Origin of the sequence: Thalassococcus profundi, assembly GCF_003344785.1 — a bacterium.
GTDB lineage: Bacteria > Pseudomonadota > Alphaproteobacteria > Rhodobacterales > Rhodobacteraceae > Puniceibacterium > Puniceibacterium profundi.
Genome location: NZ_QPMK01000025.1, coordinates 1 through 12,028 on the forward strand (window position 1 = coordinate 1; position 12,028 = coordinate 12,028).

17 protein-coding genes are annotated in these 12,028 nt (G+C 60.7%); 11 read left to right on the plus strand and 6 right to left on the minus strand.

Features of this window, described 5'->3' with window-relative positions; translation table 11 throughout:
• Positions 1-360 precede the first annotated feature (360 nt).
• From DU478_RS20835 to DU478_RS20855, 5 genes are all read right to left on the minus strand, one after another.
• Positions 361-723 carry a SpoIIAA family protein gene (locus DU478_RS20835; RefSeq protein ID WP_114512800.1) on the minus strand — a complete coding sequence of 121 codons (363 nt, stop codon included), beginning with the start codon at positions 721-723 and terminating at the stop codon, positions 361-363.
• Positions 695-1,660 carry a cation diffusion facilitator family transporter gene (locus DU478_RS20840; protein ID WP_114512801.1) on the minus strand — a complete coding sequence of 322 codons (966 nt, stop codon included), beginning with the start codon at positions 1,658-1,660 and terminating at the stop codon, positions 695-697. Before DU478_RS20840 ends, DU478_RS20835 begins: the two co-directional genes overlap by 29 nt.
• Complete coding sequence (locus DU478_RS20845) at positions 1,650-2,420, minus strand: transglutaminase-like domain-containing protein (RefSeq protein WP_114512802.1); 771 nt, start codon at positions 2,418-2,420, stop codon at positions 1,650-1,652. The genes DU478_RS20840 and DU478_RS20845 overlap by 11 nt, the downstream gene beginning before the upstream one ends.
• 69 nt (positions 2,421-2,489) lie before the next feature.
• Complete coding sequence (locus tag DU478_RS20850; RefSeq protein ID WP_067920036.1) at positions 2,490-3,110, minus strand: cation transporter; 621 nt, start codon at positions 3,108-3,110, stop codon at positions 2,490-2,492.
• Between the two features lie 82 nt (positions 3,111-3,192).
• Positions 3,193-3,621 (minus strand): MerR family transcriptional regulator, encoded by a 429-nt coding sequence (locus tag DU478_RS20855; protein ID WP_007803476.1) that lies wholly within the window; start codon positions 3,619-3,621, stop codon positions 3,193-3,195.
• 213 nt (positions 3,622-3,834) lie between these two features.
• Between DU478_RS20855 and DU478_RS20860 the strand changes: the two genes are divergently transcribed.
• Genes DU478_RS20860 through DU478_RS23225 form a run of 11 tightly spaced genes read left to right on the plus strand, consistent with a single transcriptional unit; the run spans position 3,835 to position 11,454 of the window.
• On the plus strand, positions 3,835-4,401 hold the full coding sequence (locus tag DU478_RS20860; protein WP_114512843.1) for an SCO family protein: 567 nt from the start codon (positions 3,835-3,837) through the stop codon (positions 4,399-4,401).
• Between the two features lie 5 nt (positions 4,402-4,406).
• On the plus strand, positions 4,407-4,829 hold the full coding sequence (locus DU478_RS20865) for a disulfide bond formation protein B (RefSeq protein ID WP_114512803.1): 423 nt from the start codon (positions 4,407-4,409) through the stop codon (positions 4,827-4,829).
• Positions 4,826-5,485, plus strand: coding sequence for a DsbA family protein (locus DU478_RS20870; RefSeq protein ID WP_114512804.1), 660 nt, complete (start codon positions 4,826-4,828; stop codon positions 5,483-5,485). Before DU478_RS20865 ends, DU478_RS20870 begins: the two co-directional genes overlap by 4 nt.
• A 22-nt stretch (positions 5,486-5,507) precedes the next feature.
• A complete protein-coding gene (locus tag DU478_RS20875; RefSeq protein ID WP_407703179.1) occupies positions 5,508-5,978 on the plus strand; it encodes a copper chaperone PCu(A)C in 471 nt (156 codons plus the stop codon).
• Positions 5,978-6,604 (plus strand): SCO family protein, encoded by a 627-nt coding sequence (locus DU478_RS20880; RefSeq protein WP_114512805.1) that lies wholly within the window; start codon positions 5,978-5,980, stop codon positions 6,602-6,604. The genes DU478_RS20875 and DU478_RS20880 overlap by 1 nt, the downstream gene beginning before the upstream one ends.
• Positions 6,601-7,974, plus strand: coding sequence for a M23 family metallopeptidase (locus DU478_RS20885; RefSeq protein WP_114512806.1), 1,374 nt, complete (start codon positions 6,601-6,603; stop codon positions 7,972-7,974). The genes DU478_RS20880 and DU478_RS20885 overlap by 4 nt, the downstream gene beginning before the upstream one ends.
• A 3-nt stretch (positions 7,975-7,977) precedes the next feature.
• Positions 7,978-8,436 carry a DUF411 domain-containing protein gene (locus DU478_RS20890; RefSeq protein WP_114512807.1) on the plus strand — a complete coding sequence of 153 codons (459 nt, stop codon included), beginning with the start codon at positions 7,978-7,980 and terminating at the stop codon, positions 8,434-8,436.
• 22 nt (positions 8,437-8,458) lie between these two features.
• The gene (locus tag DU478_RS20895) at positions 8,459-9,241 is read left to right on the plus strand and encodes a ZIP family metal transporter (protein ID WP_114512808.1); all 783 of its coding nucleotides are present in this window, start codon (positions 8,459-8,461) and stop codon (positions 9,239-9,241) included.
• Between the two features lie 4 nt (positions 9,242-9,245).
• A complete protein-coding gene (gene lspA / locus DU478_RS20900; RefSeq protein ID WP_114512809.1) occupies positions 9,246-9,719 on the plus strand; it encodes a signal peptidase II in 474 nt (157 codons plus the stop codon).
• The gene (lnt, locus tag DU478_RS20905; RefSeq protein ID WP_114512810.1) at positions 9,716-11,287 is read left to right on the plus strand and encodes an apolipoprotein N-acyltransferase; all 1,572 of its coding nucleotides are present in this window, start codon (positions 9,716-9,718) and stop codon (positions 11,285-11,287) included. The genes lspA and lnt overlap by 4 nt, the downstream gene beginning before the upstream one ends.
• Complete coding sequence (locus DU478_RS23225) at positions 11,287-11,454, plus strand: hypothetical protein (RefSeq protein WP_199488394.1); 168 nt, start codon at positions 11,287-11,289, stop codon at positions 11,452-11,454. The genes lnt and DU478_RS23225 overlap by 1 nt, the downstream gene beginning before the upstream one ends.
• Positions 11,455-11,548: 94 nt before the next feature.
• On the opposite strand, the gene mntR is transcribed toward DU478_RS23225, so the two are convergent.
• Positions 11,549-12,007, minus strand: a complete 459-nt coding sequence (gene mntR, locus DU478_RS20910) for a manganese-binding transcriptional regulator MntR (protein WP_114512811.1) — start codon at positions 12,005-12,007, stop codon at positions 11,549-11,551.
• Between the last annotated feature and the right edge of the window lie 21 nt (positions 12,008-12,028).

Genomic DNA, 12,028 nt, shown 5'->3' on the forward strand with positions numbered 1-12,028 from the left:
CTGTCACGGTCAAAGCGACTGCAACCGAGGGGAGGAGTTTTTTGAGTAAATGGCGCATTCTGAGGAACCTCCATGACCGGAGTCCAGCATACATACGATAATATACTATCGCAACACGAAGTATAAAGTCGCATAATGAAGTTTATGTTAACCAACTGGCGCCCTGAGCCGCTAAAACATTACGATTTGATAATGCCCCGGCAAGGGCAGTGCCACCGTACCAAAGTTACTCCTTTGCGAAAGGAGCGACCATGTTCAGAACTTTCGGATTGCTCTTGGGTCTCGCAACTGCTGTAGCTCTTTTGTTTATGGTTTCGAACAGATGCTGTCTTCTGCGAAGGCATCTGATTGAAAGCTACTCTACCTTTCACTTGCCCAGGCGATTGCCGCCTTCATTTCCGCCGGGTCGAACTGACGGAGTTCTGCCGTGGTCAGCACGTCGGCGAACCTGGTTCCCCACTCCAACAAAGCCCCTTCGCCCACCACAGCGACGCGGCGGAAGTCATTCCTATGGGCTGTGTCGATTTTCAGATCTTCGAGCAGAGCAGACGGCCCCTCGTAGCCTTCGAACCTCGTGAGATCGAGAACCAGGCCGGGCTTACTTGTCTCTTGCAGGCGCTCATGAAGCAGGGCGTGCATCCGTTTCAGGTCGCTTTCGCTGAGCTTGCCCTCGCAGGCGAGGCCAATCGTGTCGTCATGATCTGTCAGGGTCTCGGTGAACATGGTTTTCCTCCGCTTCTTCGGGCTTGCCGTGACCGTAAAGGTCAGCGTTTTCGTGTGCGCGGTCTTCGTGCTCAAATTCTAGGCTGGAATGTCCGATGCTGAAATCGTCCTTCAGCCGGTCCTTGATCGCGGCCTTGATCTTTTCGATCCGGCCCCAGGCGTCCGTCGTCAGCACGACGTGGCAGTCCAGAGCCGCCTCGTGCTCCTGCATCTGCCACAAATGCACGTGATGAACCTCCGCGACACCATCCACACCCTGCATCGCCTCAACGACGGCTTCGTTATCGATGTCCGGTGGACTGCCGAGCATCAGCGTCCGAATCGGACCGCCGATCTCGGTGAAGGCGAGGTAAAGGATGTAGAAGGCGATGCCGATGGTGATCGCCGGGTCGACCCACCGCATGTCGTAAAGGATGATCAGGGTGCCGCCAAAGACGACGGCAACCGAGGCGGCAGCGTCCGACAGGTTGTGCAGGAAGAGCGCACGGATGTTCACGCTGCCCTTCTGCATCGAATAGGTGAGCATTGCCGTCAGCGTGTCGATGAAAAGCGCTATACCGCCCAGGATCACCACCGTCCAGCCCTGTACCTCGGGTGGGTCGATCATCCGCATGCCGCCTTCGTAGATCAGGTAGAAGCCGATCAGGATAAGGGTCGTGTAGTTGATGAGCGCTGCGACGATTTCCACCCGCCCATAGCCGAAGGTCATGCGCTCGTCCGCCGGGCGGCGAGCGATCTTACGCGCGAAGAAGGCGATCACCAGCGACGCCATGTCCGAGAAATTGTGGAGGGCATCCGCGATCAGCGCGAGGCTGCCGGAAAGGATCCCGCCGACGATCTGCGCGACCGTCAGGAGGCCGTTGGCCCAGATGGCGATGGAGACGCGACGATCACCGGATTGAGGATCGATGTGGGCGTGGCCGTGATCATGCGGCACGGTTCGTCTCCTCATGGCGGTGGTTCGGCCGATCGAATCCAGGGACCGGCGGCAAGATTCCGCGGCGGATGCGGCGAACCCTGGCATTCATCCAGTGACGGATGACGTGGCGATAGAGCAAGTCGCGCACAAATCCGAAGTTCTGGCGGTGCTTTGAGTAAAAATCGTCGGGTGCGTTGAAGGTTCCAAGATCGCGAACAATACCGGTTTTCTGGATGTAGGTTTCATTGCCGGACCAAGTGACAGGCGGGGCGCTCAGACACTCCGTTCCAACCCCGTAGCCGCACAGACTATCCGTCTCGCGGAATTTCTGCTGCAGCGTCTGCAGGAAAGGCGCGTCCAGGATGAAGCCTTCAAGATTGACCCATCCGTCGCCCAAGTCCACCTCTACCCAGGAGTGGAGGATTTCGGACGGCGCGAGGGGATAGACGAGTTCCGGAACGACGCCTCTCTGAAGCGCCTTGTGGATTGTGAACCCGTGCAGTCGGCAGCGAACTCCCACGCCACGCAGCAGGGCCATGAGGAGCGTGCCCTTGGTGTTGCACTGCCCGTGGCCATCTGCGAGGACCTCGGACGCCGGAATGTCGTCGGCGCGGTTGTAGCCGAAGGTAATCTCGTTCCTGACGAAATCATAGATGGCCCCAGTTCGGTCCTCGCTGGGAAGGTCTGCCCAGCCGCGCTCCTCGATCAGTTTTGCAATTGAGGTCGCGTCAAAATCCAGCAGCCGGGTTTTGGCCAAATGAGGGTCGGCGGGGTTCACGGGATATCTCCTCGAATCGTTCACGAGAATATGTATTTGCTACAGTCACTGTAGCTTCAAGCCCCGATTTCAGGCCGAGTCCTTGGTTACCTGATCGTCATTGTGCACCGCCTTGTGGTGTTCACCATGCGCGTCTCTCAGGATTCCGACGCCACCCCAGGCCGCGATGCCGGCGACAATCACGCCCACGACAAGGTCCGGCCAGTTCGTTCCGAGCCAGGCCACGAGCCCGCCTGCGACGACGATTCCGAGATTGGCCGCGAAGTCGTTCCAGCTGAACGTATTCGCCGCTCGGATGTTTACGTCCGGATCGCGAAGCCGTGCCAACAGCCAGACGCAAAGTGCGTTGATGGCCGCCGCTACCAGCGCCATGACAATCATGATGGTGCCAAGAGGATCCGATCCGCCGACGTAGCGGCGCCAGGCGTCATAAAGGATGCCAAGGGCGAAGAGGATCAGCAGGCCGCCCGAAACGTTTGCGGCTCCGCGCTTCCACTTGGCGGAGCGGGACAGTGCGAAGAGGCTGATCGCGTAGACGAAACTGTCCGACAGATTGTCGAGGCCATTGGCGATAAGCGCGCTTGAATCGCCGAATGCGCCCGAGGCGAAGAAAGCGATTGCCAGCCCGATGTTGAGACCCAGCACGATCCAGAGTGTGCGTCTTTCCGTTGCGTTTCTCTGCTCCGCCATGCCGGGTATCCAAATTAGTGAATTGCCAATGAGTAACTAACACCGGGCTTTTTGCGTTCCGATCAAAGGTCGTCGAAATTGCTCAGGCGCCGATCTCTTCATGGTCGGTCAGGCATTCGGAATGGTCGCGCAGTACCTCGAGCACACGGCAATCAGAAGTCTGGCCGCCGCTGCACTCATGCACCATCCGCTTCAATTCCGTCCGCAGCGCCTCGAGCCGCGCCAATCGTTGCTCGACCTGTTTGAGTTGCCGACGGGCGATTGCATCCGCCTCTGCACAGGACTTTCCCGGATGATCGCTGAGATCGAGGAGCTCACGGATCGCGTCCAACGAGAAGCCCAGTTGCCGAGCGTGCCGGACGAATGACAAGCGGTCGAGTTCGGCGTCGCCATAGCGTCGTTGGCCCCCCTCGGTCCTACCGGGCTCAGGCATAAGTCCGATCTGCTCGTAATACCGGATGGTCTGCACTTTTGTTCCGGTCTTCTTCGCCAGAGTCCCAATCGTCAGCATTTCCGCTCCCCGCATTACCTACAGTGGGTGTAGCTTTATGCGGTGCGCATCACAAGCTTCACCTGAGTTTCACAGATAGGTGATTGTTGGCCGATCGGTGACAATCACGCTTGAACCTACAGTAGCTAGAGGATGTAAACGCACACAAAATATAGAATCAAGTTCGGGCGGAGCGGCGTGAGGCTTTCAGGTCTTCAGAAGGTATTGTGGGTGTTGGCGGGCGCGGCGGCGTTCGTTTTCATCTGGCTGTTGCTATGGTCCGACTACCGTGCCGACCTTGCCCGAGCCGAGAATGAACCACCGTTTCTTGCTGATTTCGAACTGACCGATCATCGGGGCATGATCCAAACGGACGAAGATTTCAAAGGTCGCTGGATGCTGGTCTTCTTCGGCTTCACCAATTGCCCTGACGTCTGTCCGACTACACTGTCCGAAGTCGCGGCCGTGATGGAGGGCTTGGGCGATGAGGCGGCAAAGGTCCAGCCGATTTTCATAACGATTGATCCGGAGCGGGATACGCCGACTGCACTTGCCGAGTATGTGCCCCTGTTCGACGCAGGGATCATCGGGCTGACCGGTACACCGGAGCAGATCGCCGCGACATCCGAAACCTTTCCGATATTCTTTGAGCGGATCGAGCAGGCGACTGCGCCGGGCGGATACACGATGGGTCACACGTCGCATCTTTTCCTTTTCGACACGCAAGCAGGCTTCGCGGACTCCTGGCCCTACGGCACGCCCGCCGAAGAGATCCTCGCCGATCTGAGACAGAGGATCTGATCGTCATGACCCGACTTTCCGGAGAGACGGCCCTTGGCCTGGCCTGGATCATCGCGCTCACCGCGTCGCTTGCAGTGCTTTTCATCGGCGAGGTTCTGGGGCAGACACCTTGCGTGCTTTGCTGGTTTCAGCGTGCCTTCATGTTTCCCTTGGCCATCATCCTCGGGCTCGGGCTCTGGTGGCAGGACCGGCGTGTGGGTCGCTACGGGATCGCGCTGGCCTTGGGCGGTGCCGCCGTCGCGTTTTGGCATATGGGCCTCTATGTCGGGCTGATCCCCGAACGCATCCAGCCCTGCACGGCCACCGGCCCATCCTGTACCGACGACAATCAACTGGTCTTCGGCATTCCGATTCCTTTGATGGCGCTCGTCGCCTTCGCGATGATCGGTCTGCTGTCGGCTCTCTCACTGAAGGAAACACAAGAATGAAACGACGCGGCCTCATCCTGTCCGTTCTCGCGCTCGGTGTCGCCGGTTTCGGCGGTGCCGCCTGGTATGCCAGCCGCACCGACCCGATTGCCGCGGCCGATCCCATCGACCCTGAATTGGCCGACGCGCTGATCCGACCCTATTCCCCGATCCTTGGTCCTGTGGATGCGCCCGTAACCATCGTTGAATTCTTCGACCCAGCCTGCGAGGCATGCCGCGCTTTCTATCCGGTCGTCGAGGATATCATGGCGGAGCACGGAGACGCGGTGCGCGTTGTAATTCGCTATACGCCTTTTCACGGCGAGGCGTCAGTAGAAGCGATCCGTGTGCTCGAGGCGGCGCGCATGCAGGACGTGTTTGAACCCGTGCTTGAGGCAGTCCTGCGCGAGCAGCCGAAGTGGGCCTCGCACGGGGCGCCGGAGCCGGGTTTGATTTTACAGATAGCTTCGACCGCAGGGCTCGATACGGATGCCGCCCGGACACAGATGCTGGCCCCCGGTGTCGTGGCGGTGCTCAACCAGGACCGCGCCGATGTCGAGACAGTCGGGGTCCGCCAAACACCCACGTTCTTCGTGAACGGCAAGCCTCTCGATCCGTTCGGTGAGGCCGAATTGCGGAGGCTGGTGGCAGTGGAAGTTGCGGCAAGCCAAAGCTGATTTGCGGAGGCAGGAGAAACGAGTGGTGAAGAAGTTGAGATATTCCAATGCATTGGCCGTGCTTTTGACGGTTGCAGGGCTGTCGGCCCCCGCACTGGCCGGTTCGGAGGATGTCGTGGTCGAGAATGCGTGGTCCCGCGCCTCGATCGGCGTCAACAGGCCAGGTGCCGCCTATTTGACCGTGCGCAACACGGGTGAAGACGCCGTGACGCTGACCGGACTTGCGACACCGCTGGCCATGATGCCCGAGATCCATGAGTCGAAAACCAACTCCGATGGCGTCAGTTCCATGGCGCCTGCAGGCGAGATCACGATTGAGCCCGGCCAAAGCGTGGCATTGGAGCCGGGAGGGTTGCACGCCATGCTCATGAAGCTGCAAGAGCCGATGACCGAAGGCGAGACTTTCCCGCTGACACTGACCTTCTCGGATGGCGGCAAGGTGACGGTCGAGATCCCAATCCTCGGGATCGCGGCGCGTGGACCGGAGGGCTGATGCAACGTCGGCAGCTCGTTCTATACGGCGCAGCCGGTGCCGGCGTTCTTGGCCTGACGCTCTTCGTGGGCTGGTGGCGGGTGGACGGGCCCAGTGCTCCGAAACCTGCTGGCCAAAGGCCCCTCCCCTTGTCGGCAATGGATTTCCGACTGACAGATCACGAAGGCAATGAGGTTGGCCCAGAAACCCTGATCGGACGCCCGACAATGGTGTTCTTCGGGTTCACCTACTGCCCGGACGTCTGCCCGACCACGCTATCGGATATCTCCGGCTGGCTTGAGGAACTGGGCGACGAGGCTGCGCAGATTAACGTGGTCTTCATCACGGTCGATCCGGCGCGGGACACGGTCGAGGCCATGGCCGAATATGTCGGCTATTTTCATCCGGTCATTCGTGGCTGGACGGGGCCGGAAGACCAGATTGCCCGCGCTGCAGAAGGGTTTCGTGCCTCATTTGAGCGCGTCCCGACTGAGGGCGGCGGCTATACGATGAACCATACGGCAAGCGTATTCCTGTTCGATGCCGAGGGTGAGCTCGTCACCATGATCGACTATCACGAGCCAAGAGAATTCGCGGTGCCGAAGATCCGGCGCGCACTGACAGAAGACGTAGAGGGGGCAACATGAAGATAAGAACTGTCTTGGCGGCCGTTGCGGTCGCAGGCGCATTTTCGGTGACCGCCATCGCCATCTCTGGCGTTCTGTCCAAAGAACCGGTGCCCCCTGCGATTGCTGAAGCGACCCTCTGGACTCCCGATCCGCTCGCGCCGCCCCGGATTGCCGAAATCAATTCGGTCCGCCCTACACTCGCCCAGGCGGATATCGCATTCGAGTTCAGACCCGTGCCCCTCCTGACCGTTTCCCCCGCTGATACCTCCTTGCCATCTATCGAGCCCCTGCTGGTCACCTGGTCGCGCGAGATTGCGTCGGGCGAGACGCTTGATGCGGTCCTTTCCGATGCGGGGCTGGATGCTTCGGATCGCGCCGAAATCGCCTTGGCGATTGGCGCGGAATACGATCTGCGCCGTCTGCGTCCGGGTCACATCATTACCGTGGTTTCCACAACGGACGACAACCCGCGTCGTGTAGAACTCGCCGTCGAAGACGGTGTCCGGATAGAGGCGGTCTTCGGCGAACAGCTTGCCGCCCGCGTGTTGGAGCCGGATCCCGAATTGGTGACTTTCGCCGGCGAGGCGGTGATCGAGAGCTCGATTTTCGCCGCCCTAGACACGGCAGACATCCCCGCCCGTTTTGCGGTGGACCTGGCGCAGATGCTGGGCGGCACCGTGGATTTCCGTCGTGATCTTGCGGGTGGCGAGACGATGCGCCTCCTTTGGCGCGAGGCCCGAGAGGGGAACAAGAGGATTGGTCAGCCTGAGCTTGCCTTCGCTGAGCTGGATCTTGGGGGATCGGTCTACGAGATCGTCTGGCCGGACGACGGCAGCGGTCAAGCGACGATCTATATCGACGGAGAAGTGCTGCGCGTGTTCGCGCAACCGGTTGAAGGTGCACGGCTGAGTTCTGTGTTCGGGCGCCGTACCCACCCGGTCTACGGCAATGTACGGATGCACACAGGGGTCGACTTCGCGGCGGCGCGCGGCACACCGGTACAGGCGACGGCGCCGGGCCGCGTAAGCTTCATCGGCCGACGCGGTGGGTATGGCCGGGTCGTCGAGATCGCTCATGGCTCCGACACCCTGACGCGCTATGCGCATCTGAGCGCCGTACCGGACGGGCTCACACTAGGGCAGCGCGTGATGGCCGGAGATATGATCGGGCGGGTCGGTGCGACGGGTACCGCGACAGGGCCCAACCTACATTACGAAGTGCTGGTGGACGGTCGCCCGACCGACCCTCTCTCCGACGACCGACTGGCAGAGGCGGCCGAGCGTGAAGCGGACGACACGGCCGCGCTTGAGCGACTGCGTGAGGCGCGTTCACTTCTTGCTGAGAGGCTCGCCAGCGAATTTGCACAAAAGACAACCGAAAGGCTTTGATCCATGAAACGATTTACTCCCGTCCTTGCCATCGCATTTGCCTCGCTTCCCGCGGCGCAAGCCGTCGCAGAGGCGATCCCGATCGATGTCCGGAAGACCAACGGCTGCGGCTGTTGCCTGTCCTGGATGAAGCATCTGGAGGAGAATGGCTTCGCGCCAACAGGCGAGGACATGTTCGGAGGATCTCTTTTGCGCTTCAAACTCGACAATGGCGTGCCTCAGCGCATGGTCTCCTGCCATACGGCTTTGGTCGACGGCTACGTGATCGAAGGCCACGTACCGGCGGCTGACATCCAACGCCTGCTTGAGGACCGGCCAGACGCGGTAGGCCTGGCGGTGCCGGGAATGCCCTACGGGTCGCCCGGCATGGGACCGGAGGACGACCGGGAGGCTTACGATGTCTTCCTGATCCACGAAGACGGATCGACCGAGGTCTACACCAGCTACTCGGCTCCTGACTGAGCTCCCGACAAGACCTTAACAATTGGAACCCCTCTCCCCCATAGCGCTTGGCTTTCTTGGAAGCCTGGCCGCCGGATCGCTGACCGCGGTCGGGGCGGTCCCCGTTCTCTTCGGGCGCATCCCGTCCCGGGCCACGCGCGATCTGCTGCTCGGCTTCGCGGCGGGTGTCATGCTCGCGGCCTCGTTCTTCTCGCTGATCATCCCGGCTCTCGACGCAGCCGAAGGACAGTTCGACAACGGTGCTCTCCCGGCGGCTATCGTATGTGTTGCGATCCTGCTTGGCATGGGCGCGATCGCTCTGATGAACGAACGGCTGCCGCATGAGCATTTCAAGACGGGGCGGGAAGGTCCCGACGCCGCATCGCTGCGCCGCGTCTGGCTTTTCATCATCGCGATCACGATCCACAATTTCCCCGAAGGGCTTGCCGTCGGCGTCGGGTTCGGGGCTGATGGATTCTCGGGCGGGTTGCCACTTGCGATCGGCATCGGCCTCCAGAATGCGCCCGAAGGCCTTGCGGTGGCGGTTTCGTTGCTCGGCGAGGGCTATTCCAGGCTTCGCGCCTGGGGCATCGCCGCTCTGACCGGTCTCGTCGAGCCCGTCGGTGGACTTCTCGGCGCAGGGATTATCAGTCTTTCGCAACCGCTGCTGCCCTGGGGTCTCGCCTTCGCAGCAGGTGCGATGCTCTACGTCATCAGCCACGAGATCATTCCGGAAACCCACCGATCCGGCCATCAGAACAGGGCGACGCTCGGCCTCGCCGTTGGTCTTGTGATCATGTTGTTCCTCGACGTCTGGCTGGGATAAGCTGATGAGAACTTGCCTCTTCGTCGGTCTGCTTGCTGCGCTGATCGCCTTTCTTGTCGATCAGGCAACGAAGGCAATCGTTGTGTCCAATGCGACTGTTCTTAGTTCCGGCGTATCGGTCTTTCCCGGCTTCAATCTCATCTACCTGCGCAATGACGGGGTGACCTTCGGGCTTCTCGGCGGCGCGCCGTGGTGGAGCCTTGTCTTACTGGCGCTTGGCATCTGCGTCTGGCTGGCGTTCATGCTGGTCCGTACCAGCAGCCGGGTCGAGGCCATTGCCTATGGTGCGATCATCGGCGGTGCACTCGGCAATATTCTGGACCGCCTGCGCTATCGTGCGGTGACGGATTTCCTCGATTTCTACATCGGGACGGCGCACTGGCCTGCCTTCAACATTGCCGATGTTTTTGTGGTTGGCGGCGTGATGCTGCTGCTCATTGCGCCGTGGGTTGGCGCTCGACTTCAGACCGATTCATGAAGCCGGGTTTGCCGCAGTTCGTTAGTGAGGACCCGAACCTGTTCCAGTGCATGGGTCTTGCCCTTGTTGCCGGCGGATTGACGGTTTTGACCCTTCCGCCGTTTTCTTGGCTCATGGCGGTCCCTGTCGCCTTCTCCGTGCTCTTTATCGTTCTCCGGAACATCTCAACCTCGCGCGCTTTCCTTGTCGGTTGGGCTTTCGGACTGGGCCAATTCGGGATTGGAATTTCCTGGATCGCCGAGAGCTTTTACGTCGATGCCGAACGTTTCGGCGCACTGGCGATTCCGGCGGTCGCGGGTCTGTCCGCCGGACTTGCCATCTTCCCGGGCATGGCGGCGATGCTTTTTGCCGCCATCATGCAGCGCCGAGCTGTCGGCGGCATTGCGGCGGGCCTGCTGTTTGCAACCTGCTGGGTGACCACGGAATGGCTGCGGGGTCATGTCCTGACAGGGTTTCCCTGGAACCTTGCCGCTTATGCCCTTGTCGACTATGCCGCCCTGCGCCAACCCGCCGCCTGGGTCGGAAGCTACGGTTTGGGCTTTCTCACGGTCTTCATCGGCATATTGCCAGGTGTGTTGACTGTGGCGGCGCCAAAGAGACGCGCGCCTGTTCTCGTGCTCTTCGCCGTTGCTGTGACGGGTCTCTGGGTTGGCGGTGCGCTTCGGTCAGGGCAGGACGTGCCGCCGACAGACGTTGCTTTGCGCATCGTCCAAGGCAATGTGCCACAAGTCGAGAAGTGGGCACCGGGCAGCCGCGAGCGAACCTTGGAAAAATACCTAGGCTTGTCCGCGCAACCTGGACGTTTCGATGTGCTGCTCTGGCCGGAAACGGCCTTTCCCGGTTTTCTGGACGAAGATGCTGCGGCACGCACGCGGATATCTGCAGCTTTGCCAGACGACAGGGTCCTTTTGACAGGTGTGCCTGACCGAGTGGAGGGCGATGGGGAAACCAGATATTTCAACACGCTTCAGGCCTATGACGGCAGAGGAGAGGTTCTGACGGGATATGCAAAACATCATCTCGTCCCGTTTGGCGAATATGTGCCCCTGAAAGGCTGGCTGCCCATCGAACGACTGACGGAAGGGTTGGGTGATTTCACGCCTGGACCTGGGCCACGCACGCTGGCGGTTCCGGGTGCTCGTCTGGTCGCGGTGGCGATCTGTTACGAGATCATCTTTCCGGGCCACGTGGTCGATGACCTTTTCCGCCCCGACTGGATATTCAACGCCACAAATGATGCCTGGTTCGGAACCAGCATCGGACCCGAGCAGCACCTCGCCTCCGCGCGGATGCGCGCGGTCGAGGAGGGGCTTCCCGTGGTCCGGGCGGCCAACACTGGGATATCCGCGATCATCGACGCCAATGGAAATGTCGTCGCGCGTCTTGATACCGGGGAAACAGGCACCATTGATGCCGGCCTGCCGGGCGCGCGTACTCCAACGCCCTATGCGCGGTTCGGCGACTGGACCTTGTTGGTTCTTGTTTTTGGGTGCTGGGTCTTCGGCTGGCTGGCCAGTTTGCTCGGACGAGATCCCGATGCGCGGCATTTTGGAACGGAGGTATCCTGATGCTTGTGATCGTGAGCGCTATCGGAGGCGCGATCTGGGGTGGCTATCTGGCACGACGGAGGAGGGGGAATCACCTGAATATCCTCCAATATGCGGTAGCGTCTGCGATCGCCTTCGGACTTGTCGCCCTGTTTGCAACCATCGTGCTGTCGCGGGTTCTCGGCTAGCGAGCTTCGAAATTGCGCAAACGTGTCAGCGGCTTGAAGACCCGATAGCTCGAGGTCCCGATAGAGAATCGCGCGAATGTGCATCTAGGCGAGCTCATTTCTGATTGAGCCGTCGCTCGAACGCCTCCAATGTCGTCCCGCTGACGTGATGCTCGATCCCTTCCGCATCGCGTTCCGCGGTCTCTTTGTCGATTCCCAGGCTCAGAAGAAAGGCGACGACGACCCTGTGGCGGCGTCGACAGATCTCCGCGAGGTCCTGCCCGGCATCGGTGAGGAATATCGCGCGGTATGGCTCCCGCCGGACCAGACCAGCAGCCTTGAGCCGCGAGATGTTCTTGGTCACGGTCGGCGGCTTCACGCCAAGCCGCTCGGCGATCTCGACCGGTCTGGCCTCCCCGCGCGTCTCGATCAGTTCCGCGATCAGTTCTACGTAATCCTCCGCGATCTCGCTTTCATGTGCCTGACGCACGGTCGCAAAGCCATCGGCCTGCGCCTCGGGAGCCCGGTCGACCGCTTCGAATGGCTCACGCCCTTGTGATTGTAGCTTTGTCATACTCGGGACTTTGCAGCGAAA